Origin of the sequence: Parvimonas parva (genome assembly GCF_045866535.1) — a bacterium.
GTDB classification, from domain to species: Bacteria; Bacillota; Clostridia; order Tissierellales; family Peptoniphilaceae; genus Parvimonas; species Parvimonas parva.
Window position 1 is genome coordinate 1,045,709 of sequence record NZ_AP038371.1, and the last position, 24,877, is coordinate 1,070,585.

The 24,877-nt window shown below is 28.5% G+C and carries 18 protein-coding genes and 1 pseudogene; 2 read left to right on the top strand and 17 right to left on the bottom strand.

The features are described from left to right. Positions 1 to 82: 82 nt before the first annotated feature. The 17 genes and pseudogenes from ACKTSI_RS05165 to uvrB all read right to left on the bottom strand — a co-directional run bounded on the left by ACKTSI_RS05165 (position 83) and on the right by uvrB (position 21,563). Positions 83 to 1,279, bottom strand: a complete 1,197-nt coding sequence (locus ACKTSI_RS05165; RefSeq protein ID WP_407862629.1) for a S41 family peptidase — start codon at positions 1,277 to 1,279, stop codon at positions 83 to 85. A 12-nt stretch (positions 1,280 to 1,291) separates the two neighbouring features. Further along, complete coding sequence (locus ACKTSI_RS05170) at positions 1,292 to 2,488, bottom strand: murein hydrolase activator EnvC family protein (protein ID WP_407862630.1); 1,197 nt, start codon at positions 2,486 to 2,488, stop codon at positions 1,292 to 1,294. A 9-nt stretch (positions 2,489 to 2,497) separates the two neighbouring features. Next, the gene (gene ftsX, locus ACKTSI_RS05175; RefSeq protein WP_201275000.1) at positions 2,498 to 3,394 is read right to left on the bottom strand and encodes a permease-like cell division protein FtsX; all 897 of its coding nucleotides are present in this window, start codon (positions 3,392 to 3,394) and stop codon (positions 2,498 to 2,500) included. Beyond that, positions 3,381 to 4,070 (bottom strand): cell division ATP-binding protein FtsE, encoded by a 690-nt coding sequence (gene ftsE / locus ACKTSI_RS05180; protein WP_201274999.1) that lies wholly within the window; start codon positions 4,068 to 4,070, stop codon positions 3,381 to 3,383. The genes ftsX and ftsE overlap by 14 nt, the downstream gene beginning before the upstream one ends. A gap of 137 nt (positions 4,071 to 4,207) precedes the next feature. Then, positions 4,208 to 5,872, bottom strand: a complete 1,665-nt coding sequence (gene ptsP, locus ACKTSI_RS05185; protein ID WP_407862631.1) for a phosphoenolpyruvate--protein phosphotransferase — start codon at positions 5,870 to 5,872, stop codon at positions 4,208 to 4,210. A gap of 50 nt (positions 5,873 to 5,922) precedes the next feature. Further along, on the bottom strand, positions 5,923 to 6,183 hold the full coding sequence (locus ACKTSI_RS05190) for an HPr family phosphocarrier protein (protein WP_068472963.1): 261 nt from the start codon (positions 6,181 to 6,183) through the stop codon (positions 5,923 to 5,925). Between the two features lie 254 nt (positions 6,184 to 6,437). Then, the gene (locus ACKTSI_RS05195) at positions 6,438 to 6,905 is read right to left on the bottom strand and encodes an OsmC family protein (RefSeq protein ID WP_068472965.1); all 468 of its coding nucleotides are present in this window, start codon (positions 6,903 to 6,905) and stop codon (positions 6,438 to 6,440) included. Beyond that, positions 6,898 to 8,079, bottom strand: a complete 1,182-nt coding sequence (locus ACKTSI_RS05200; RefSeq protein WP_068472968.1) for a cobalamin-independent methionine synthase II family protein — start codon at positions 8,077 to 8,079, stop codon at positions 6,898 to 6,900. The genes ACKTSI_RS05195 and ACKTSI_RS05200 overlap by 8 nt, the downstream gene beginning before the upstream one ends. 7 nt (positions 8,080 to 8,086) lie before the next feature. Continuing rightward, complete coding sequence (locus tag ACKTSI_RS05205) at positions 8,087 to 8,908, bottom strand: phosphate/phosphite/phosphonate ABC transporter substrate-binding protein (protein ID WP_407862632.1); 822 nt, start codon at positions 8,906 to 8,908, stop codon at positions 8,087 to 8,089. Between the two features lie 72 nt (positions 8,909 to 8,980). Further along, complete coding sequence (locus ACKTSI_RS05210) at positions 8,981 to 10,108, bottom strand: acyl-CoA dehydrogenase family protein (protein WP_288979592.1); 1,128 nt, start codon at positions 10,106 to 10,108, stop codon at positions 8,981 to 8,983. A 347-nt stretch (positions 10,109 to 10,455) separates the two neighbouring features. Then, on the bottom strand, positions 10,456 to 11,502 hold the full coding sequence (gene rlmN, locus ACKTSI_RS05215) for a 23S rRNA (adenine(2503)-C(2))-methyltransferase RlmN (protein ID WP_407862633.1): 1,047 nt from the start codon (positions 11,500 to 11,502) through the stop codon (positions 10,456 to 10,458). Beyond that, complete coding sequence (locus ACKTSI_RS05220) at positions 11,503 to 12,090, bottom strand: DJ-1 family glyoxalase III (protein ID WP_068472980.1); 588 nt, start codon at positions 12,088 to 12,090, stop codon at positions 11,503 to 11,505. Between the two features lie 14 nt (positions 12,091 to 12,104). Continuing rightward, complete coding sequence (locus ACKTSI_RS05225; RefSeq protein WP_407862634.1) at positions 12,105 to 13,313, bottom strand: ATP-binding protein; 1,209 nt, start codon at positions 13,311 to 13,313, stop codon at positions 12,105 to 12,107. A 115-nt stretch (positions 13,314 to 13,428) separates the two neighbouring features. Next, positions 13,429 to 13,638, bottom strand: a pseudogene (locus ACKTSI_RS05230) (excinuclease ABC subunit A); the annotation flags it as partial. 139 nt (positions 13,639 to 13,777) lie between these two features. Continuing rightward, entirely contained in the window at positions 13,778 to 15,883 is a 2,106-nt protein-coding gene (locus ACKTSI_RS05235; protein WP_407862635.1) for a hypothetical protein, read from the bottom strand. An 879-nt stretch (positions 15,884 to 16,762) separates the two neighbouring features. After that, positions 16,763 to 19,597: an excinuclease ABC subunit UvrA gene (gene uvrA, locus ACKTSI_RS05240; RefSeq protein WP_407862636.1), complete on the bottom strand. Its 2,835-nt coding sequence runs from the start codon at positions 19,595 to 19,597 to the stop codon at positions 16,763 to 16,765. After that, positions 19,590 to 21,563, bottom strand: coding sequence for an excinuclease ABC subunit UvrB (uvrB, locus tag ACKTSI_RS05245; protein ID WP_407862637.1), 1,974 nt, complete (start codon positions 21,561 to 21,563; stop codon positions 19,590 to 19,592). The genes uvrA and uvrB overlap by 8 nt, the downstream gene beginning before the upstream one ends. A 217-nt stretch (positions 21,564 to 21,780) precedes the next feature. On the opposite strand from uvrB, the gene ACKTSI_RS05250 reads away from it, so the two are divergent. Both ACKTSI_RS05250 and ACKTSI_RS05255 read left to right on the top strand, forming a co-directional pair. Beyond that, positions 21,781 to 22,479 carry an ABC transporter ATP-binding protein gene (locus tag ACKTSI_RS05250; protein ID WP_407862638.1) on the top strand — a complete coding sequence of 233 codons (699 nt, stop codon included), beginning with the start codon at positions 21,781 to 21,783 and terminating at the stop codon, positions 22,477 to 22,479. A 1-nt stretch (position 22,480) separates the two neighbouring features. Further along, on the top strand, positions 22,481 to 24,790 hold the full coding sequence (locus ACKTSI_RS05255; protein WP_407862639.1) for an ABC transporter permease: 2,310 nt from the start codon (positions 22,481 to 22,483) through the stop codon (positions 24,788 to 24,790). The last annotated feature ends 87 nt before the right edge of the window (positions 24,791 to 24,877 follow it).

A 24,877-nucleotide genomic window follows, 5' to 3' on the forward strand; every position in this document is an offset into this window, starting at 1 on the left:
ACCATTATGAAAATTTAAAATTTTCATAATGGTATTATATCATTTTTTTTTCAATTTAACAACTAACAATAATTTGCAAAGTTTATTTTAATAAATCCAACGCTTTTTGTAATTGTTTATCTTCATTCAAATGTTCTATTCCAATTTTAGAATTATTTTTTTGTTCAATCTTATAATCAGGTTCCAATCCTACTTTATGAATTTTTGTTCCGTTAGGTCCAAAATATTCAGCAACAGTCATTTTTATTCCTTCAGTCTTTCCACCATTATTTATAGGGAAGATTGATTGAATAATTCCTTTACCAAAAGATTTTTCTCCAACTAATGTAGCTTTTTTGTTGTCATGAAGTGCAACACTTAAAACCTCTGAGGCTGATGCTGAACCTTTATTAATCAAAACAACAATTGGAATATTAAGTCCTTTGCCTGTTGCCTTTTCAAAAGTTTCTTTTCCTTTACTATCTACAATTTTCATTATAGTAGCCTCTGGTAAAAGTTTATCAGCTACTTGTCTAACCGCTGTTAACAATCCTCCCGGATTATTTCTAAGGTCAATGATTAAAGATTTTGCCCCTTTACTCATTCCCTCATCAATAGCTTTTTCAAAATCAGCTCCTGTTTTTTCAGCAAAATTAGTAATTTGAACATATAACATTCCATTATCTAAAAGTTTTGAAATTACAGATTCAGTTGTTATTTCTTCTCTTTTTATATTAAAATCTAAAATACTCTCTTTAGAATCTACAATTCTTCTAACTGTAACCTTAACATCTGAACCGATTTCTTCATTTCCTCTCATCATCTTAACAGTTGACTCTAAATCATTCTTTTTAATTTCTTCATCATTAACTTTTAAAATGACATCTTCTGCTAATATACCCGCCTTTTGACTAGGTCCACCTTTTATAGGAGCAACAACAACTACTTCTCCTTTATCATTTACACTAACCTGAACACCTATCCCAATAAATTTACCTGTACTAGTCTTTTTAAGTTCCTTCATATCTTTTTCAGTCATATATTGAGTATAAGGGTCGCCTAAAGAAGAAAATATTGCTTTCTTTATTTCAGTATTCATCTTATCATAATCAATATCAAAATAATATTTATCTTTTATAGCATCTACAAAAGGTTGGAAACTTCCATAATCTAAGGCTCCCCCACTCGAACTGTTTTGAATTGATAATGTTGATGAATTCTTTCCAGCCTTATATGATATAAATGAACACACAAATATCAATAAAACTAAAAAAGATACCAATTTTTTATTTTTTATCATAAATTATTTCTCCTAGTGATTCAAATATTTAAGAGGATCAACCGGATAACCATTGTATCTTACTTCAAAATGCAAATGTGGTCCTGTTGAATTTCCTGTTGAACCTACCAAAGAAATAACTTGTCCTTTACTTACTCTTTGACCGGCACTAACTACTAAACTTGAATTATGTCCATATACAATAACAATATTATTTGTATATTGAATCATAACAGCATTACCATAACTTCCATTCCAACCTGAAGAAATTACAACTCCATCTGTTGCAGAATATACAGGTGTTCCTGTTGGAGCCGGAATATCAATTCCTCTATGTCTTTCTCCACCACTACCAATAGGTGCATTTCTCCATCCAAATGGACTTGAGATTGAATAATATCCACTTAATGGCCACATCATTTCTCCGTTTGAAGGACGTGCTTTTATTTCTCCACTATCTATACCTTGTTGAATTTTCTTTTCATTCATTCCTCTTAAAATATCAGCTTTTACTTTTTCCTCAAAACTTATATTTGCATCTAAATTCTTAACTTTATTTTGTAATTTATCAACTTCTGATTTTGTAAACTCTATACTTTCTTCCAACTTTGCAATACGTTGTTTATTTTTTGCAACTTCTTCAGTATATGTTTGATATTTTATTTCCATTTCTTTCTTTTTAGCCACTTTTTCTTCTTTTCTAGCCTCAAGATTTTCTTTTTCTTTAACCAAAGTTGCCTTATCATTTTTTAAACTTGTAATTAATTTTTTATCATAATCAGCGATTGATTGCATCATAAAATATCTTGAAATAAAATCTCTTATATCTGATGCAGAAAATAATACTTCAATAGAATTCAAATCTTTATTTCCGTACATTACACGAACTCTTTTTTTGAAAAGGTCCTCATTCTTTTTAATTCTTTCCTCTAAAACTTTAATCTTTTCTTTTGACGCTTGAATTTCATCGGATAATTTATTTATCGCATCTTCCAAATCTGTAAGATCTTTATCTAACTGATCAATAAGTTTTTGCTTTTCAACAATTTCTTTAAAAGCTGAATCTTTTTCAGTAGTCATATCTTCAATTGATTTTTTCTTATTTTCTAAATTTTGTTCTTGATTTTGTTTTTCTTTTTTCAAATCTTCAACTTTATCAGCATAAGAAACTGCTCCAGAACCTAACATTGAAAACAAAAGTAATAACGCTAAAAATCTTTTCTTTTTCATATCAATCACCTATACTTTCATATACTTTCTACTTGAGAATATTGATGCTAAAACTCCAATACCTATACCTATTCCAAAATATGCAACGGCTACATAATATCCAAATGTATTTAAAGGTAGAAGATAGTTATAAAATATATTTCCGATTCCCCAAGTAAGACTTTCATAAACATATTTATAAGCAAAGAATATCATAGAAAAAGATACTCCGGCACCAAGCAAACCCAGTACCATTCCCTCGACAACAAAAGGTCCCGTTATACTCATATTTGTTGCTCCTATGTACTTCTTTATGCTTATCTCTTTTCTTCTTGCAATAACAGTAAGTTTTATTGTTATAGACATTATAAAGAAACTAACTAATAACAGTACGCCTACTAATGAAATCCCAACATATTTTACAATTTGAGACATCTTTGTTATCTTGTCAACTATATCCTTATAATAAACAACTTTTTCAACATCTTTTATATTAGAAATACTTGATGCAACAGTTGTTGAATTTTCTATACTTTCAACTTTTACTTCGTAACTTTCAGGAAGCGCAGATTCCATTCCATCTAATAGAAATGAATTTTCTTTCCATTGTTCTTTCATTTTAGAAAGTGCTTCTTCTTTTGAAACATATTTAACATCTTTTATATTTTCAATTTTTTGTAATTCTTTTTTTATCTCTCTAACTCTAGCAGGAGCAACTTCCGGTTCCAAAATAATATCAATTTGGTCAACCTTTGTTTTCATATCATTTACAATATTATTTGCAACAAAAACCCCAAAAGTAATTCCTCCAAGGATTAAAAGCATCGAACAAATAGAAACTATTGACGCAAGACCCATAGATTTATTTCTCCAAATACCAACTAAGCCCTCTCCTATTGCAGAGAAAAATCTTCTAATTGAACTCATCAAAATAACCTCCATGCTCTTCATCGTTTACCATTTCTCCATGATTCATACTAATAACTCTCTTTTTAAGTTTATTAACTATATCCTTATCATGTGTAGAAACAATTACAGTAGTTCCACTTGCGTTTACATCTAACAGCGCCCTCATAATTTCTTCTGAAGTATTAGGGTCCAAATTACCTGTAGGCTCATCAGCGATTAAATATTTTGGTTTATTTACAATGGCTCTTGCAATACAAATTCTTTGTTGTTCCCCACCTGATAATTGATTAGGGAATGCATTCGCCCTATCAGAAAGTCCAACTAATTCTAAAAGTTCAGTTACTCTTTCGTTAATTTCTTTCTTTGAAACACCTAGAATTTGTAATGGATACTTTATATTGTCGAAAACCGTCTTTCCCTCTAACAATCTAAAGTCTTGGAATACAACTCCCATTGTTCTTCTAAGTTGTGGAATTTTTCTATTTCTCAATTCAACTATATTTACATTATCAACAATTATTTGTCCTGAAGTAGGTTTAATTTCTCTTAAAAGCATTTTTATGATACTTGTTTTTCCCGCACCACTTGCTCCTATTAAAAACACAAACTCTCCGTCCTCTATTTTAAAACTAAGATTCTTCAAAGCACAAACATCATTTGTATATGTTTTATTTACTTCTATAAATTCTAACAAAATATCACCTCAAATTTATTTTAATTAATCATCGGTATTATTATAACACAAAAATTACAAAATGTAGTAAAAAAAGCAAAAAAGTTACAAAAACATTACAAAAATATTTCAATAACTTAATATTTGCCTTATTTGTTCTATTTGTTGTCAAAATAATATAGTACAGAACGTCCTGTTTTAAACTTATTTATATTTTCAAAGAAGTCTAAATAATTATTTTGGTCGAACAATTTTATTCTCTTCTTTATTTTTTGTAAAACATCATTAGTAACACTAAATTCATCAATTCCAAGTAAAATTAAAAGCTCAACAGCGTCCAATTCACTTGCAAAATTTCCACACATAGAAACTCTCTTTCCATTTCTATGTGCAATATCGACAACCCTATGAATAGAACGAATAACAGAAGGGTCATAACAATCATAAAGTAGTTGCATCTTGGAATTTTCTCTATCACAAGCAAGCATATATTGAACAAGGTCATTAGTTCCAATGCTTACAAAATCAACCTCTTTAACTAAAATATCAAAAAGAAAAACAGATGCCGGTGTTTCAATCATTATCCCAAATTCAATATCCTCATCAAAATCAACTCTTTCTTCTTTCAATTCATCTTTGATTTTTAATATTTCATTTTTTATCCACAAAATTTCTTCCAAAGTAGTTATCATAGGAATCATAATCTTTAAATTTCCAAAAGCTGACGCCCTTAAAATTGCTCTTAAATGTTTCCTAAGCTCCTTATGGAACTCTTTATAAATTCTAAAACCACGAAGCCCTAAAAACGGATTTTTTTCTTCATCTAATCTAAAAAATTTAGACTTTTTATCAGCACCAATATCAAAAGTTCTAATAATAATCGGTTTATCTGTACTTTCTGCAAGTTTTTTAAAAATTTCAAATTGATATTCTTCAGTCGGAGAATCGTCAGACATATACAAGAATTCTGTTCTAAACAATCCACATCCGTCTGTTCCATTTTTTAATGAAACTTCAAATTCTTCAAAACTTGAAATATTACTACAAACTCTAATATATCTATTATTTCTTGTTCTCACTATATTAGTATCTAAAAATTCTTTTTGTGATGATTTAAGTAAGTTTTTATAACAACTGATTGTATCTTCATTTGGACTTAAAAATATTTTTTCACCATCACAGTCTAAAATACAATCAAAATTCTCATCTTTTAATTCTTTCAAATCCAAAGAATCACAAATCATATAAGGAATTTGTAAATTTTTTGCATACAAAGACGCATGAGAAGTCTTTCCACCATTTGTAGATACAATTCCAAGCAATCTATTTTTATACTTATCAATTATTTTAGGAGATAAATTTTCTATAAATAAAATAAATTTTTTTTCAGTAATTTCAACATCTTTTGCTGAAGTTAAAGTCCTAATAAACTCTTCTTGAATAGAAATATAATCATAAATCCTATCTCTCATATAGTCAGACTCAAGATTATTTAACTCAAAACAAATTTGATTAAAAGTTTCCTCAATCGCCTTTTCTAAAGACTTATTTTCTTCTAAAATTTTATTTTTTATCGTATTTTTCAAATAAGGGTCGTCTATAAGTTCAATATGAACATTCAATAGACTCTCGAGTTTTTTGTCAACAGCCTTTACCCTTTCAGACTCCAAATAACTTGACAACAAACTTTCAAATCTCGCTATCTCATTTTCTTTCTCACAATCAGAAATTTCATCACGAACAAATTTTCTCTCATAACAAACAGTTATCGCCTTGCCATAAGCTATTCCGTCAGAAACAGAAAATCCCTCATACACTTTCATAACGCACCACCAAAAAAAGCTCCTCAAAAAGAGAAGCTATATTTCAAAAATTAATCAGCTAAATTTTCAATGAAATTAAAAACTTCTTCCAAAGTTTTTTCTTCATTTTCCCCATCAACTCTTAATGTAACTTCAGTACCTTTAGAAATACCTAAGCTCATAACATTAAAAATACTCTTAGCATCTGCAACCTTGTTATCTAAAATAATTTCAATGCTTTCATCGAACTTCTTAACAAATTGAACTAAAGATGCTGCAGGTCTTGCATGTAAACCTGTTTCATTTTTTATTGTAACGTTTTTCTCTACCATAATACGCCTCCTAAAAATTTTATATTTAAACTATACATATATTTTACCATTATTATAAAAACAATTCAATAGTTTTTAAAGAAATTTTAAAAAACGTTTTTCATAATTGTTAAATTAATTTAGTTTGTAATTTTTTACATAAAATATAAAAAAATCTATATTAATAAATTTTAATATTGTTAAAAACATCTATCAAAAAAGACTTCAAATAATTAATCTTTTTATTAAAAATTTGAAGTCTATTATTAATATTTTTATAAAATTGGAATAAATCTTATATTAATATCCATTACATCCTTGAGTGTATTATAAATAAAACAACTATTTAAAGATTTCTTACAAAAATCAACTAACTCATCATCTTCAAGATCTGAAAATAAATATACTATGATATCACAACTATCAATTTTAGCTTCCTCTGAATAGCCTTTAACAGCTAATATTGTCAGTGGATTTTTTAATTTTATTTTAATTTTTCCCTCAATATCCTCTAATTTTATATTAAGTTTTTTTGAAACAAAAATTAAATTGTGAATTATCCCCGAAATAATTGAGCTTGCAAAATAATTAAAAGAAGTTTTATTACTATCTTCTATATCAAAACTTATCTGAGAATTTACTTCAATAAAATCTTTTTCTGTAAAAACTTTTACAACATCGTTATAACTTACAATAGCCCTGTAAGAAGCATCATAATTATATGATTCATATAAACTACTCATACATTTCCCTTAAAGCATTTTTAGCTATTTGTAATTGTTCCAACTTCTTTTCAATTATTTCAAATGTATTTACAGGTCTATTTGAAAAAGTAGCAAAGCCACAATCCGGATTTAACCAAAGTTTTTCCTTGGGGATAAATTTCAATGCTTCTTTAGCTCTATCAATTATTGATTGTGCTGTTTCAATCACGTCTGTCCTAGGATTTATAACTCCAAGTGCAAGAATTGAATTTTCTTTAATTTTTTCACTTGATAATAAAGAATCAAGTTCTCCTGCACGAGGAGTCGAAAATTCAAGTGCCAAAATATTGGGAGATGTTTCTTCAAAAAGAGGAACAAGAGGAGTATATGGTCCTTCAAGCAAAATACTCTCATTCTTACTCCAGTTTCCTCTACAAACATGAAGTGAACTAAGTATAGGTTTATCTTTCATATAATCCATAACGCATTTTATCAAACTAGTTGCAAATATCAACTCTTCTGTAGGATCTTTTCTTTCAGAAAGAGCAGCACACATAAAAGATCGAGTTTTCCCTTCAGAAAAAACAACTTCTGTAAGTACAGGTTCATCAAATTGAATTATATCAACACCAGCTTCTATTAAGTTATCTATCTCTTGCTTTAAAATTTTTATTACATCTTTACCTAATTCTTCTTTACTATTGTAAAATTTTTTGCTAAGAGCCGGAAGCCACATAGATCTTGTCATAAGATACGGTCCAGGAAGAGTTGCTTTAACAGAACAAGTTGTAATTTTTTTCAAAAATTTTATCTCATCAGAAACTAAACTTTTATTATATTTTAAAACGCCATTACAAATAGCATTTTTTATACTAACAGATGGAACATCAAGTGTTTCCAAGATTTGTTCGAACGCCTGTTTATCGTCTATATATTCAAGCATATCGCCCATATTCATCATAACAACTCCATCTATCTTATCTGCTACAAAAGAAACATAATTATCTCTTGCCAATTCTCCATTAGTTATTATATCTATTGAATATTTTTCTTGAAGTTTAACCAATTTTTCAGTTTCAATTTTTATTAAATCCTCATATTCCTTTTTATAATCAACATCAAATTTTAATCTTCTCTTCAAAGCCATTACCTCTTTACTTCTTGGCAGACTTCCTATAAGAGAAGTTGTAAATGGTTTAAAAGTTTTTTTCATCTCATACCTACTTATAAAAAGTTTCTAAAAAATTAATATATTCATTTGCATTTTTTATTTGCTCAAATCCTGTTGTTCTACCAACAACCCATTTTTTTAAACCTTCCATATCCATCATTTCTTTATGTTCAGGATTGTTGTAATCCATTTTGTGTAAAATTTTCGCAAACATTTCAAATTTTTCAACTTCAAGACTAGGTCTTCCTGAAAAAATACAATGATCAAAAAAAGGAGTTTTATAAATTATATCAACTTGATTTTTGTCAATAGTTCCATCTAATATCCATGCATCATAATTCAAATCTAACATCCAAGTTGCATCAACTTCACCATTAATCATAGCTTTTGCAGAATCCAATTCTCCACCAACATGATCTCCATGAAGTCCAATTCCTATATCAAATCTTTTTTCAACATAATCTTTTTTAAATTCAAGACCATGTTGATGTAAATTATATATCGGTATAAGTCTGGCTTGAGGAGAATCAACAGCTCCAAAACCTATTATTTTTTCCTTTAAATCTTCCATAGATTTTATATTTGAAGACTTTTTTACAACCAAATATGTTGAACGATCATTATCTGTATCTCTCATAGAACCATTTAATGCTTTCCCATTAGTTCTTAAATTAGCATCCAACCAAGCGAGAGGAGAATTCCAAGCAACATCAATTTCTTCTTTAATAAGTCCGTCAACTTGTGATCTATAATCTTTATAATAAATAGGTTCAATTTCAAAACCTTCTCCTTTAAAGAAATCAGCGATTATTCCCCAAATAACGGTTACTCTAGGTGCATAAACTACTGCACCGACTTTTAATTTATTCATATATGTTTCTCCTATTTTTTAAATATTTAAGATAAATCTAAGCAAAAAGCTTATTTATTAAAAAATTAAAATTTAGATTAAAGGTAATCCTAAAAGAGCTCTTCCTAACCAAAGAATCAAAACATCAACACTTGGAGCCATAATTTGTCCTGCATAAGAATCCCTTAAAAGTCTTTCCATTATTCCCATTTTATTATAAGCTTTTCCTCCGCCAACTCTCATTCCTAATCTTGCAACTTCAATAGCAGCCTCTGACGCAAAAATTCTAGCTGATATAATTTTCACTATAGCATCACTTTCTCCGGCATCAGCAGCTCTGGCTGCTTCTTTTGTTCCTAAGATTGCAGCATTAGTTTGAGAATATATTCTTGAAATATGTGTTTGTACAGTTTCATATTCTGCAAGTTTAGAACCAAAAGTATGTTTCCTATTTGTTGCATGACTTAACGCTTCTGAAAGAACAGCTTCACAAACACCTGTATAAACTGAAGCTAAACCTGTAATAAAGAAAGGTGCAACAACTTCAAAAATATGAGTCATAGCATCTCCAATTTTACCTATTCTATATGATTTTGGCAAATGAGCATCTACAAATTCCATAGGACAAGAAACATTTCCTCTCATTCCTAAACCTTTCCATTCACTTTTCTTAAATTCAACACCTTCAGTTTCAATAGGAACAATCCAGTTATCAATTCCTTCACCTGATTCTGAAGAAGAAAGTAATAGATAATAAGAAGCCTGTCCAGCAGATGTAACCATACTCTTTGTTCCATTTAAAATTACTTCTTTATCATTAAACTCAGCTTTAATATCAGGTCGATAAAAATTTGTACCTGATCCAAACTCTGAGTAAGCAAATCCTAAAAACTTATTATTTTCAACAACATCTTTAACAATTTTGCTTTTTAGCTCATCGCTGGCATATTTCAAAACAATACTTAAACAAACATTATGCATCATATAACAAAGTCCGGCTGTTGCACTACTTTTAGCAAAAGCCCTACATGCTTCAGAATGCTCTGTCATTCCTTTTCCTAATCCCCCAAGTTCAGTAGGAATCATCAATTTAAAATATCCAGCTTTCCCCATTTCTCTAAAAGATTCAACAGGAAATTCCATCTTTTCATCAATCTCTTTTGCATAAGGCAAAATATGTTTTTCGGCAAATAATAATGCCTCTTCATAAAACTTACTCATACTAACCTCCAATTTTAAAATATAAATAATCTTTATAATCATTAAAGATTATTTAATCTTTACCCATTATAGCACAATAATAATTATTTTAAAAATTTGATTTGATAGCCTAAATAATTTTTTCTTATTTTATAATTTATTAAAATTTCAATATTTATAAGCATTTATCAATAAATATTACTTATTATATAAAATACATATATATAAATTTTTTATATAATTAATTTTAGTAAATATTGATATTTACAAATAATAAAATTATCAAATTATAAAAACTTTTAATAATAAATATTTATTTATTAATTAATTTAAAAATTTTTACAAAAAAACTGACCTGCTCAGTCAGTTTAATCTTCATCTTCTAATACACCTTGTCGAAGTTGTCCACAAGCTCCATTTATATCATCACCTTGTTTTTTTCTAATCGTTGCATTTATTCCATAATTTTCCAACATTGACTTAAATGCGTAAATGTATTTCGTACTTGGAGCAACTCCGTCAAATTCTTTTATGGAATTTAATGGAATTATATTTATGTGGCAATTTAATCCTTTTAAAATATTTTTTAATTCCAAAGCATGCTCTCTTGTATCATTTTGTCCTTTTATTATCGTATATTCAAAACTAACACGTCTTGAAGTTTTATCAAAATAATATTTACAAGCCTTTAATATCTCATCGATAGAAAAACTATCTGTAATCGGCATTATCTCTCTTCTTTCCTTTTGAAAAGGATTATGAAGTGAAATAGTAAGTGTTACTGGTAACTTTTCATCAGCAAGTTTATAAATATTGTGAACCAAACCACAAGTTGAAATTGTAATATTTCTAAGAGATAAATTTTTTCCTTTTTCAGAATTTATTAGTTTTAAAAAGCCAATTACATTTTTATAATTATCAAGTGGCTCACCAATTCCCATAATTACGATATTATTTACAGTTAAATTCAAATCATTTTCTATTAAATAGATCTGGTTTAACATTTCTGCCGAAGTTAAATTTCTCTTAAAATTTTCCTTTGTAGATGCACAAAAAGTACAACCCATTCTACAACCGACCTGACTTGAAATACAAACAGTACAGTAACTACCATAGTCCATAAAAACAGTTTCTATTATTCTGTTGTCAAAAAGTTTTATCAAATATTTTTTTGTATTATCTATTTTCGATTCGTACTTTGTGTAAATTGTTGAAGTATTTATATATCCAATACCTTTAAGTTTTTCAATCAAAGTCTTGGGAAGTTGTTTGCAATTTTCTATTTCATAATTTTTCTTTTGGTGCATAAATCTAAAAAATTGTTCAGCTCTAAACTTTTTTTCTCCTAAACTCAAAAATAAATCTTCAAGCTCCTCAAGTTTCATCGAATTAAATTCTATTTTTTCATTTTTCATTTATTTATTTTCTTCCTTTAAGATAAAACTCTTAAGCAAATGGTCAACAGATGCAAATCGAATTTGTTTTTCTTGAACTTTTCCTTTAATCTTTCTAATAAGAGTATATGCAAATTCTAAAGCAAGCCCTGCTCCTCTTGCAGTTATTATGTTATCGTCAATACAAATTGCATCTTCTTTTACATTTGCGTCTAACAACTCACTTTCCATTCCCGGAAATATTACTGCATTTCTACCGGATAACACACCAGCTTTTGCAAGAACACAAGGCCCTGCACAAATTGCAGAAACAAGTTTTTTCTCATCATTAAATTTCTTTACAATATCCAAAACTCTTTTATCATCTCTAATATCAAAAGCTGCAGGAAGTCCGCCCGGAATAATTATTCCGGCATACTCTTTTAAACTTATATTTTCAATTAAATCATCAGCTAAAACAGTTACTCCTCTGTTACTTGTTACTTGAAGTTTTCCGGTAATCGAAATCATATCAATTTTTATATCAGCTCTTCTCAAAAAATCAACTTGAGTTAACGCCTCAATCTCTTCAAAAGTATCTGTTAATATTAACATATATTTTTCTTGCATATTCTCCTCCTAAATTAATCTAAATCTTCCAATAAAAAATCTATTATATTTTTATGAATTATTCCTTGTTGGCTAAAGTCAAAACTATCGAGTGACAAAACAAATTTTGGATAATTATCATTTACAAACTTATATGCACCAAATTCTCTTTCTCTTGTTGATTCTGTCGGCATTAAATAAGAAACTTGATAATAAAAAATTTCTTCATTTTTCTTAGCGATAAAATCAATTTCTTTATCTTTTACTCTACCAACTTCAACATTATATCCTCTTGAAATCAATTCAATAAAAACTATATTTTCAAGAGAACGCTCAATATCCTTAATATTAGAAAATCCCACAGCCTGTCTAAATCCATGGTCTGTTAGATAATATTTCTCATCAACTTTAAGAAGTTTTTTCCCGAAAGTATCATATCTTGAAACTTTTTTTATAATAAATGCTTTTTTACAATATTCCAAGTAATTTAAAATTGTATCAACTGAAACATCTCTATTTTCATTTTTAAAATATTTTTTTATACTATTCGCAGAAAAATTCATACCTATATTTTCAATTACATAAGATAAAATTCTATTAAACAAATCGACATCTCTTATACTATTATATTCCAAAACATCTTTTATAAGAACTGTATTATAGACATCTGTTAAATAGTTATAACTTGGCATTTCTTCTAAATTAAAATATTTTAAAAAAGGCATTCCCCCTATTTTTATAAATCTATCAAATAATTCTTCTTTCGATAAATTTTCTTCTTTAAAAACACAAACAAACTCACTAAATGTAAATGGCTGAATTTCAAATTCTATATATCGTCCAGCAAGTAAAGTAGAAATATCTCCTGAAATTAAAGTTGAATTTGAACCTGTAATGTAAATATCACAATCAAAATCTACTAACAATCCGTTAACAACTTTTTCCCAATCTTTAACCATCTGTATCTCATCGAAAAAAAAATACATTTTTTTGTTTGAGTTTTTCAAATAAGGCTTTAAATATTCTAAAAATTTTATCGAATTATTAATTTCTAGAAATTTCATAGATTCAAAATTGCAATATATCTTTCTTTCGCTTTCAACATTAATTAACATTTCATCTTTAATAATCGATAGAATGGTTGATTTTCCTACTCTTCTCATTCCTGTTAGTACTTTTACAATCGGCTTATCTATAAATTTTTTTATTTTATTAATATATTTAGGTCTAGTAATATAATTCATATGCTCATCTCCTTTTATCTATTATAAACGAAAATAAAACATAAATCAATAAATTTATCGACTATAATCGAAACTATTAAGTATTTTTTAATTTTATCGATTATAGTCTAGAATTTTATTTCCCTAATATTTTTTTCAAAAATTGTCCTGTATAAGATTTTTCACATTTAGCAACTTCTTCCGGTGTTCCGGTTACAACGACAGTTCCACCACCATCGCCACCTTCAACTCCTAAGTCGATTATATGGTCGGCGATTTTTATCATATCCAGATTATGTTCAATAACTATAACTGTATTTCCTTGTTCAACCAATGTATTTAAAACTTACGCTGTATGAGTATTATACCAAAAAAACAAAAAAATTTAAATAATACAAATTAATCTGTTAAAAATAAAAAAGAACACAGCAAAACTGTGTCCTTTTATTTGTTTTTTAACTTATTCTCAACTTTTTTGAAAATTATTAAGCTAAAGCACCTGATTCATCAAAACTATATTTAGTTCCTTTAATTTCTAATGTTTCATTGCAAGCCATTCTTCCGTCTTCTTTTGCATAGTACCAAACGCCAGCTACTTCGAACCATTCGTTTTGAGCCATTCTTCCGCTTGGATTAGCAAAGTACCATTCATTATTTACAAGGAACCATTCGTTTTGAGCGATTCTTCCGCTTGCATTAGCAAAGTACCATTCGTTGTTTACATAAACCCATTCGTTTTGAGATAATCTACCATTTGCGTTAACCCAGTACCATTCTTCGCCAACTTTAACCCATTGGTCAGCTAACATAGCACCTTTTTCATCAAATCTGTACCAAAGTCCGTTAATTTTACCCCAAGCATTCTTGTAAACATCTTTTCCGTCTTTGTCTCTGTAGTACCAAACTCCGTCAACTTTACTCCAAGATTTTTCAGCTACTTCTGATCTGTTGATGTCCATTGTTGGTAAGTTATGTTTTTTAGCATAATCATTGTAGCTTTTAAGAATATTTGCTAATTTTTCTTGAAGGATGTCCATTTCTGCTTTAGTAGCACCATTTTTAACTGCTTCATTATATTTTCTGAATGTTTCAAATAATTCTTTTGATTTTGCTTCTAAATTAGCTAAATGTCCTTTAACTTCATCAATTTTAGCTTGAGCATCTTCAACAGCTTTTTGAGCTGCTTCTAAAGCTGTTTTAGCAGCTTCAAATTTAGTTTTTAATACTTCATTTTCAGGTTTAGCTTTTAAAGCTTCTTCTGCTTCATTCTTTTCAGCTTCTTTTGTTTTTCTATTAGCTTTAGCTTCAGTTAATTCTCTTTTATGAGCAGTTAATTGATCCTTTAATACTTTTACCGCTTTTTCTTGAACTCCGTATTTTTCAAAGAAGTCTTTAGAAAATTCGGCGTCAACAGCTATTCCTAATAATGAAACTTTTTTAGTAGCATCTTTAGATGCTTCGTCTAATGCATCTTTTTTAGTTTGCAATTCGTCATAAGCTTCATTATATTTAGTTTCTTCATCACTAGCACTAGTAACAGGTTCATCAGGGATAGCAGTTTTTACTTTTTTAGCAGCTACGTAAGCTTCGATGTCTGCTTTGTCTAGTAATTCTTCAATTAATACAACTTTTTCAGCAGCAAGATTTCCGTGATTTTCTTGTACGTATGTGTCAATATCCTTTAGAGTAACATTAACTGCTGTATTAACTTTTAATTTATCTTTTATTTTCTTACCTGCAGTAGTTAATTCAGCATCAGCTTTTGCTTTAGCAGCATCGATTTTTTCTTGTTTATCAAAGTTAGCAATGTCACTTGCTTTCTTTTTATAAGCTTCTTTTGCTAATCTTACTTTAACATCAGCTTTTAGTTTATCAACTCCAGCGTTTGCTTTTGCTATAACAGCTTCAACAGCTTCTTTAACTTTTACATAGTTTTCAACATCGTTGATTTTATTTGCTAATTTGTTTTCTTCTTCCAATAAATCTTTTTGATCTGCTTCAAGAAGTTGTTGTTTTTGAGCGATTTCTGCTGTAATTCTTGCTTTTTCAGCATAATCATCAGCTTCAACTTCGTTAAGTTCAGCTTTTGATTTTGCTAAAGCTCTTTCAGCTGCTTCAACTGCTTCAACTTTAGGTTTAATAACTTCTTTTTCTTGTTTTTCTCTGTATTCATTAATGCTATCTTCAATCAATTTTTTATCTTTTTCTTGAAGAACACTTCCCATACCATATTTTTCTACATGGTTATCTAAATTTAACTTTGCTTGATATACAGAACTTTCTTTTGTGCTGTATTTTCCCAATTCTTTTCCTAAAAGAACCTTTAACTCTTTAATTACATTTATAAGAGTTTTAACTTCTTCTTTATTAAGTTTTTCAGCTTTGATTTTGTCTAATGAATCATAAGCAGCTGTACCTGTAAAACTTAAAGGAGCAGCTTTAACTTCCCCAATTAATCCTACTAACTCTTTCTTTAACTCATCAAGAGTTTTTTCTTCTTCTGCGTAAACAACTTTTGTAGCAACGTGAGCTACTGTTGGCACTACCATAGCTGAAGCTAATGCTAAAGCTAATACTGTTTTTTTCTTCATAAAATCACCTCACATAATACATTTAGAGTTTTCCTCCATAATCTTGTACACTGAAGATATGTACAAAACTAAAACAATTTATAGACCCGATCGGCCAGCCTACAAACTAAACTACTTAACAAAACAAAAGCCAATCGAGTTAAATGACTCTAATGATACAATTACTACAAAGTATATGTTTCAAAACAATCACAAGTCAATCTGGTTTTATTAAGTAGCATATCCACTTGTCTAAATCTACAACGATAAGAAAGATATGTTACTTAATAAAAGGATTTGAACTAAACAAACATTTACCTTAAATTATCTAGTGTAATCAATCATCTGATTTATATAACACATTATATATAATTTTAAAAAACATGTCAAGTTTTTTTATAAAAAAATTTTAACTTTTTTGTTTTTGTTACTTTTTTGTAATCTTTTATCTTTAAAATCATTTCAAAAAACTGTTTAAATATTGTTAATTGTTTATAATTAAATTTACTTTAAAGAAATTATCAAAAGGAGAATTTAATTTCACGCATTATTTACCTTAATTAAAGTTATCAAAATGTAAATAATCGTATAATTCAAATTAAATAATGTTAATTAAAAATATTTAAAACAACTCTTTTACTTTACTCGAATATTATGCCACTATTATAATATTTTTGCAAATAAAATCATTTTATTTTAGATATAATTTAAATAAAAAAGATAAACACAAATTAATGAGTTTACCTTTTTAAATATATTAGTAATTTAAGAGTTTATCAAAAATTAATTTTAAGTTTTTTTTAAAATTAAATTTACTTTGAAGAAATTATCAAAAAGAAAATTTAATTTCACGTATTATTTACCTTAATTAAAGTTATCAAAAAGGAAATAATCGTATAATTATTTTTCTTTTTCAAATATTTTTTTCAAAAATTGTCCTGTATAAGATTTTTCACATTTAGCAACTTCTTCCGGCGTTCCGGTTACAACGACAGTTCCACCACCATCGCCACCTTCAACTCCTAAGTCGATTATATGGTCGGCTATTTTTATCATATCCAGATTATGTTCAATAACTATAACTGTATTTCCTTGTTCAACCAATGTATTTAAAACTTCAATCAATTTCTTTATATCTTCGATATGAAGTCCTGTTGTAGGCTCGTCTAAAATATAAACTGTATTTCCGGTTCCACGTTTTGCAAGTTCGGATGCAAGTTTAACCCTTTGAGCCTCTCCACCTGAAAGTTCTGTTGAGCTTTGTCCTATTTTAATATAATCCAAACCTACATCATATAGTGTTTGTAGCTTTCTTTTTATTGACGGGTGGTTTTCAAAAAATTTAAGTCCGTCCTCAACGGTCATATCTAAAACTTCAAAAATGTTCTTTCCGTTATATGTTACTTCTAATGTTTCTCTATTATATCTTTGTCCGTTACAAACTTCACAAGGGACATAAACATCGGGTAAAAAATGCATTTCAACCTTTATAGTTCCGTCGCCCTTACAAGCCTCACAACGTCCTCCATGAACATTAAAACTAAATCTACCCTTAGTATATCCTTTCATCTTTGCCTTTGTTGTCATTGCAAAGACATCTCTAATATTATCAAAAAGTTTTGTATATGTTGCGGGGTTGGAGCGTGGAGTTCTTCCGATAGGACTTTGGTCTATCTCTATAACCTTATCAAGTTTTTCATATCCTTCAATCCTATCAAATTTTCCAGTTTTTTGTTTACTTCTGTTTAATTTATTGGATAATTCCTTATTTAAAATTGAATTTACCAAACTACTTTTTCCACTTCCTGAAACACCTGTTACACAAGTGAATACACCGATAGGAAATTCAACGTCAATATTTTTCAAATTATTTTCTCTGGCACCAAAAACTTTAATTGTATCTGTATATTTTCTTCTTGTCTTAGGAACTTCTATTTTGCTTTTTCCTGAAAGATATGCTCCGGTAATTGACTTTTTACTTTTCATAATATCTTTTAGAGTTCCTTGAGCGACTACCTCTCCACCATGAATACCGGCTCTAGGTCCAATATCTACAATATAATCAGCTTGACGAATTGTATCTTCATCATGCTCTACGACAATCAAAGTATTGCCAAGATTTGTTAAATTTCTCAAAGCACCTAAAAGTTTTTCATTATCCCTTTGATGCAAGCCGATACTCGGCTCATCTAAAACATAAACAACTCCAACAAGTCCTGACCCAATCTGTGTTGCAAGTCTAATTCTTTGACTTTCTCCACCTGACAAAGTTCCTGCACTCCTTGATAAAGTCAGGTACTCAAGTCCTACATCTTTTAAAAACTTTAATCTTTCTTTAAGTTCTTTTAAAATTCTTTCTCCAATTATATTTTCAGTTTCAGTAAGCTCTAAGTTTGAAAACCATTCATTAAGTTTTTCAACAGACATATCTGTAATATCTGCAATATTTTTATCCCTTATATAAACAGAAAGCGCCTTTTCATTAAGTCTTTTTCCTTTACAAGTTTCACATGTTTTTTCTGTCATAACTGTTTCAATCTTTTCCCTAAAAGACGATATCGGATTTGTATTATATCTTCTTTCTAAATTTTTTATAATTCCCTCAAAAGGCTTATTAAAAACTTTATTTTCATTCGAAAATTTACTTTCAAATCTAAATTTTACGCATCTATCATTCGTTCCATAAAAAAGTTCGTCCAAAGTTTCCTTGCTCAAATTTTTAAAAGGAGTATTTTCATCAAAACCATTATATTTTATGATTTCATTAAAAATTTTATAGTAGTAGCCGTCTTCTCCCGTTGTCATATTGTAACACTCAATCGCACCATCTAAAAGAGATTTACTCATATCGGGAACAACTAAATCCGGGTCAACAATCTTATGACTACCAAGTCCATTACAATCTTCACACATCCCAAAAGGACTGTTAAAGGAAAAAGTTCTCGGCTCAATTTCATCAAATGAAATATGTCCGTTTGGACAAGCCATTTTTTCTGAAAATAAAATTTCTTCCCCATTAACAACCTTAACTTTTACAATGCTATCGCTAAACTTAAAAGCTGTTTCCAAACTTTCTGCAAGTCTTGACTCAATTCCTTTTTTCACGATGAGTCTATCTACAACAATATCAATATTGTGTTTTTTATTTTTATCAAGTTCAATTTCTTCGTTGAGTTCATATTCTTTTTCATCGATTATTACACGAACAAAACCTTGAATTTTTATATTTTCTAAAAGTTTTTTATGCTCTCCCTTTTTTCCACGAATAACGGGAGATAGTACAAAAATTTTACTTCTTTCTTCAAGAGCCATAACCCTGTCAACCATTTGGTCAATACTTTGACTTTTTATCTCTGTTCCACATTTCGGACATTTTGGAATCCCAATTTTTGCAAAAAGTAATCTCAAATAATCATAAATTTCTGTAACAGTTCCAACGGTTGACCTCGGATTTCTATTTGTAGTTTTTTGGTCGATAGAAATTGAAGGACTAAGTCCGTCAATATATTCAACATCAGGTTTATCCATTTGACCTAAAAATTGTCGGGCATAACTTGATAAACTTTCAACATATCTCCTTTGACCTTCTGCATAAATCGTATCAAAAGCTAAAGAAGATTTTCCGCTTCCACTAAGACCGGTAAAAACAACCATTTTATCTCTTGGAATTTCCAAATCTATATTTTTTAAATTATTTGCCTTTGCACCTTTAATTTTAATTGTATTTTTAGACATCTAATCCCCACATTTCCTTTAATCTCTTTATTTCATCTCTTATTGACGCTGCTCTTTCAAATTCTAATGAATCTGCAGCAGATAACATTTCATTTTCCAAGTCGGCGATAAAACTTTCATAATTTGTTATTTCAACATTTTCAGTTTTGTATTCAGAAATATCTTCAGCAACCTTTGTCGCCTGAATAATTTCTCTAATATCTTTCTTAACACTCTTTGGTGTAATGTTATGCTCTATATTATATTTATTTTGAATTTCACGCCTTCTATTTGTTTCGCTTATAGCAATATCCATTGATTTTGTAATTCTATCTGCATACATAATTACTCTACCGTTCACATTTCTTGCAGCACGTCCAATAGTCTGTATCATAGAAGTTTCAGAACGTAAAAACCCTTCTTTATCTGCGTCCATTATAATTACCAAACTAACCTCGGGCAAGTCAAGACCTTCTCTTAGCAAGTTAATTCCAACTAAAACGTCAAACTTTCCAACACGCAAATCTCTAATTATTTCCATACGTTCAATTGTATCAATATCACTATGCAGATAAGTAGTTTTTATTCCTACATTTTTTAGATAATCTGTTAAATTTTCAGCCATTTTTTTAGTCAAAGTTGTAATTAAAACACGTTCGCCATTTTTTATAACTGAATTGACCTCTCCGATAATATCATCAATTTGTCCATTCGTTTCTCTAACTTCAATTAATGGGTCTAAAAGTCCTGTCGGCCTTATAATTTGTTCGACTTCCTCTAAGTGATGACTCTTTTCGTACTTACCCGGAGTTGCAGATACATATAAAATTTGATTTATCATATTTTCAAATTCTGTAAATTTTAAAGGTCTGTTATCTAAAGCTGACGGCAATCTAAAACCATAATCTACCAAATTTTGTTTTCTACTTCTATCTCCTTCGTACATTGCTCCAATTTGTGGAACGGTAACATGACTTTCATCAACAATAATCAAAAAGTCATCAGGAAAATAATCTATTAGAGTATAAGGTCTTGAGCCTCTTTCTCTACCGCTTAGATGGGCAGAATAATTTTCTACACCACTACAAAAACCAATTTCTTGTAACATTTCTAAATCATATTTTGTTCTTTGTTCAAGTCTTTGAGCCTCAACTAATTTATTTTCTTCATTTAAAACTAAAAGTCTTTCTTCCAATTCCTTAGAAATTGTACCGACTGCTCTTTCTATTTTTTCAGAACTTGTAGCAAAGTGAGATGCAGGATAAATTGCAATATGCTCACGAGTTCCAATTACATCTCCTGTCAAAGAATTTATTTCAGAAATCTTGTCAATCTCATCTCCAAAAAATTCTACTCTAATACTATTTTCAGAAGATGAAACGGGAAAAATCTCTAAACTATCTCCTCTAACACGAAAAGTTCCACGAATAAAATTAATATCATTTCTAACGTATTGAATGTCAACAAGTTTTCTTATAACTTCATCTCTATCTTTTATCATTCCAGGTCTTAAAGAAACTACTAAATTTTCATAGTCAATCGGATCTCCTAAACCGTAAATACATGAAACGGACGCAACGATAATTACATCACGTCTTTCAAAAAGAGACATTGTTGCAGAGTGCCTAAGTTTATCTATCTCATCATTTATGGAACTATCTTTTTCAATATATGTATCAGATTGTGGAACATAAGCCTCAGGTTGATAATAATCATAATAAGACACAAAAAACTCAACAGCATTGTTAGGAAAAAATTCCTTAAATTCACTCGCAAGCTGATAAGCCAAAGTTTTGTTATGTGCAATTACAAGAGTTGGTTTTTGAACTTTTTCAATAATATTTGCCATTGTAAAAGTCTTTCCACTTCCTGTAACACCTTTTAAAATTATTTCTTTATTTCCTTTTTTAATCGAATCCGAAATTTTTTCAATAGCCTCCGGTTGATCGCCGGTAGGTTTAAATTTTGAATTTAAAACAAACTCCATAATGTACTCCAATTTATATATTAATCAAAAATTTTTTTATTAAAAATAATTCACCTATATTATACTATATTTTTTATATATAACATAATTAATATACCGCAAAAAATTATTTAATAATCAGAATATAAACTCCTTTTCATTATAAAACAACTTGATAGTGTATATCAAAAGTGCTATAATTGAGCTGTAATAAAATTAAATTTTTATGGAGGTATTTATGTTTTTAGTTGTTAAAAATTTGAATAAAACTTATGGTACAAACGAAAATAAAATTTCCGTTTTAAAAGATATAAATTTTTCTTTAGAAAAAGGAGCACTTTGTACTCTACTGGGACCATCAGGTTCGGGAAAGTCAACATTGCTTAATGCTATTGGTGGACTTGAAAAAATTGACAGTGGGTTGATAACAATAAATAATTGTGAAATTTCAAGTTTAAAACAAAATCCCCTTTCAAATTTTAGAAGAAAATATTTAGGTTTTATCTTTCAATTTTATAATCTAATTCCGGATTTAAATGTAACGGAAAATATTCAAGTGGGTTCTTTTATACACAATGACCCTATGGATATTGAAAAATTAATAAAAGATTTAGGTTTATGGGAACACAAAAATAAATATCCTAGACAATTATCAGGCGGTCAACAACAAAGATGTGCAATCGGACGTGCTTTAATAAAAAAGCCTGAAATACTGCTTTGTGATGAGCCTACAGGTGCTTTGGACTATAAAACTTCTAAAGATATTTTATCCCTACTTCAAAGAATAAACAAAGAATATGAAACTACAATTATTCTTGCAACTCACAATGAAGAGATAACAAAGATGTCTAATATAATTATAAGACTTAAAGATGGTGTCATATCTAAAGAAATGAAAAACGAAAAAGTACTGGATGCACAAGAATTGGAGTGGTAGTATGAGAAACTTAAATAAAAGAATTTTCAGAAGTTTAAAAACTCAATGGTCAAAAAACTTATTGCTTTTTATCCTTATGTGTTCTATGATTTCCGTAACTTCCGGTATGTTGGTTGCATCAGGAAGTATAAAGACTATATATTATGAACTTATGTCTAAAGGAGTTGTTGAAGACGGAAAATTATTATTTGCATTTAATCCGACAGATGAAATTATAAAATCTATTGAAGATGAAAATGTAAAAGTCGAAAAATCTCCTTATGTTGATGCAAAAATTAAGGAAAATAAGGATAATAAAGATGAAAAGACGATTAGGCTTTATACAAATAGAAAAAATATTAATCTTCCTATAATTAATGAAGGAGTTCTTGCAAAAAATAAGAATGAAATAGCCATAAATCATTTGTTTGCTAAAACTAATGATTTAAAAATCGGAGATACTATAACATTTAAAAAAGAATTTTTTAAAGACAATAAGGAACATACTTTTAAAATAGTAGGATTTGCCTCTATTCCTGATTATAATTCATCTTTTCAAAAACATAGTGATTTAGTATTTAATGCAACGGATTTCGGAACAGGATTGCTATCTGAAGAAGAAAAAGATATTTTTAATGAGAGTAAATTAAAATATCAAGTTTCTTATAGATTTAATAATAGGAACTTAAGTGAAAAAGAAATTGACGAAAAAAATAAAGATATAGTAAAATCAGCAAATAAATCGAAAACAGTTTTGGAGCAGATTACAAAAAAAGACAATAATGCAATAAGTTATTTGATAGACGACATGGGCGGAGATAGACCTATGATGATTGTAATGCTATGTCTTATGGTAATTTTACTAAGTTTTATATTCGCACTTTCAATTGTAAGTAAAATACAGGAAGAATCTGAAATAATCGGAATACTACTTGCAAATGGATATAAAAAATCGGAACTTGTTTTAAATTATATTGCAAATTCAGTAATAATAACTTTTTTGGCAGCGGTTTTAGGTAATATTTTAGGTTACACATATTTTACAAATTCATTCAAAGCTGTTTACTACAAATCATTTAACTTGCCTAACTTTACCCCTAATTTCAACTTGGAAGCGCTAATAATTACAACTATAATTCCAATTTCTATAATTTTGATTTTTAATTATTTATATATTTATAGGAAATTAAATTTTTCACCTTTAGATTTTTTGAAAAAAAATTTAAAACATTATAAAAATAAAATAAAATCAAAATCTGAAAGTGAATCGAAAATAAAGAAAAATTTTTTGGGGTCTTTTAGAAAATCTATTATAAAATCAAATAGAGGTGATTATGTAGCTATAATACTTGGAATTTTTATTACTTCAATCTTATTTATTTTCGGTATTTCTGCAAAGCCGACATTTGATAACTATGGAAATAACTTGAAAGAGAATTTATTTTGTAAGTATCAATATGTCTTAAAAGCACCGATAGAAATTGAAGGTAAAACGGCTGAAAAATATACAACAATATCTGCAAGTGTATATCACCCTATCAGAAAAGCAGATGATGATATATTGTTATTAGGAATTAGTGAAAATTCAAAATATTTTCAAAATACAAAACTGCCGGAAAATAAAAATGAAATCATTGTAAGTGAATATCTTTCAAAAAAACTCAGAAAATATGTAGGAGATGAAATAACTATAAAAAGCAAATTGTTAGATAAAGAAAAAACTTATAAAATAGTTGGTATTTACAAAAAATCATCTACTCTTTCAGCTTTTGTAAAAAAAGAATTCCTAAACGAAGAAATAGAACAAAAAAAAGAATTCTTTAACGGCTATTTCAGCAATGAAAAATTGGATATTGATGAAAAATACATCGCAACTACAATTGATGAAAATTCAATGACCGATGTTTCCAAACAATTATCTGAAATTATGGGACCTCTTATAAATACTTTTGTATTTTTATCTGCAGTGTTTTTGGCAGGTTTTATGTATAGCCTTATGAAAATAATAACTGATAAGAACACTTTACAAATAGCTTATTTAAAAATCTTCGGATATACTAACAGAGAAATTTCAAAAATTTATATACGACCGATAACTATAACAGTCTTAATAAGTTTGCTAGCTTTAATTCCTCTTGAAGTATATGTGGTAAAAGAAATAATGTACTACTCTATGCTTAAATTTTCAGGATATTTAGAGCTTTATATTTCTTTTACAATAGTAATTTTATCAGTTCTAATAACTATTGCAACCTATGCGTTTGTAAGTATATTACAATTTTATAGAATATCCAAAATGAATTTCAGCGAAGTTTTAAAAAACAGAGAATAAAAATAAATATTTGATAGTTTACCTAGTTTTAAAATAAAATCAAAAATAACGGATTTTTTGTCCGTTATTTTTTTGAATATTTTCTCC

What these genes read in the sequence shown, in the direction of transcription:
- ptsP (WP_407862631.1), bottom strand. Translation starts at nt 5,872, where the DNA reads ATGAAAGTGTATGAGGGATTTTCTGTTTCTGACGGAATAGCTTATGGC.
- rlmN (WP_407862633.1), bottom strand. Translation starts at nt 11,502, where the DNA reads ATGAAAAATGAAAAAATAGAATTTAATTCGATGAAACTTGAGGAGCTT.
- ACKTSI_RS05190 (WP_068472963.1), bottom strand. Translation starts at nt 6,183, where the DNA reads ATGGTAGAGAAAAACGTTACAATAAAAAATGAAACAGGTTTACATGCA.
- uvrA (WP_407862636.1), bottom strand. Translation starts at nt 19,597, where the DNA reads ATGTCTAAAAATACAATTAAAATTAAAGGTGCAAAGGCAAATAATTTA.
- ACKTSI_RS05165 (WP_407862629.1), bottom strand. Translation starts at nt 1,279, where the DNA reads ATGATAAAAAATAAAAAATTGGTATCTTTTTTAGTTTTATTGATATTT.
- ACKTSI_RS05220 (WP_068472980.1), bottom strand. Translation starts at nt 12,090, where the DNA reads ATGCAAGAAAAATATATGTTAATATTAACAGATACTTTTGAAGAGATT.
- uvrB (WP_407862637.1), bottom strand. Translation starts at nt 21,563, where the DNA reads ATGGAGTTTGTTTTAAATTCAAAATTTAAACCTACCGGCGATCAACCG.
- ACKTSI_RS05205 (WP_407862632.1), bottom strand. Translation starts at nt 8,908, where the DNA reads ATGAATAAATTAAAAGTCGGTGCAGTAGTTTATGCACCTAGAGTAACC.
- ACKTSI_RS05235 (WP_407862635.1), bottom strand. Translation starts at nt 15,883, where the DNA reads ATGAAGAAAAAAACAGTATTAGCTTTAGCATTAGCTTCAGCTATGGTA.
- ACKTSI_RS05255 (WP_407862639.1), top strand. Translation starts at nt 22,481, where the DNA reads ATGAGAAACTTAAATAAAAGAATTTTCAGAAGTTTAAAAACTCAATGG.
- ftsX (WP_201275000.1), bottom strand. Translation starts at nt 3,394, where the DNA reads ATGAGTTCAATTAGAAGATTTTTCTCTGCAATAGGAGAGGGCTTAGTT.
- ACKTSI_RS05210 (WP_288979592.1), bottom strand. Translation starts at nt 10,108, where the DNA reads ATGAGTAAGTTTTATGAAGAGGCATTATTATTTGCCGAAAAACATATT.
- ACKTSI_RS05195 (WP_068472965.1), bottom strand. Translation starts at nt 6,905, where the DNA reads ATGAGTAGTTTATATGAATCATATAATTATGATGCTTCTTACAGGGCT.
- ACKTSI_RS05250 (WP_407862638.1), top strand. Translation starts at nt 21,781, where the DNA reads ATGTTTTTAGTTGTTAAAAATTTGAATAAAACTTATGGTACAAACGAA.
- ACKTSI_RS05170 (WP_407862630.1), bottom strand. Translation starts at nt 2,488, where the DNA reads ATGAAAAAGAAAAGATTTTTAGCGTTATTACTTTTGTTTTCAATGTTA.
- ACKTSI_RS05200 (WP_068472968.1), bottom strand. Translation starts at nt 8,079, where the DNA reads ATGAAAAAAACTTTTAAACCATTTACAACTTCTCTTATAGGAAGTCTG.
- ACKTSI_RS05225 (WP_407862634.1), bottom strand. Translation starts at nt 13,313, where the DNA reads ATGAATTATATTACTAGACCTAAATATATTAATAAAATAAAAAAATTT.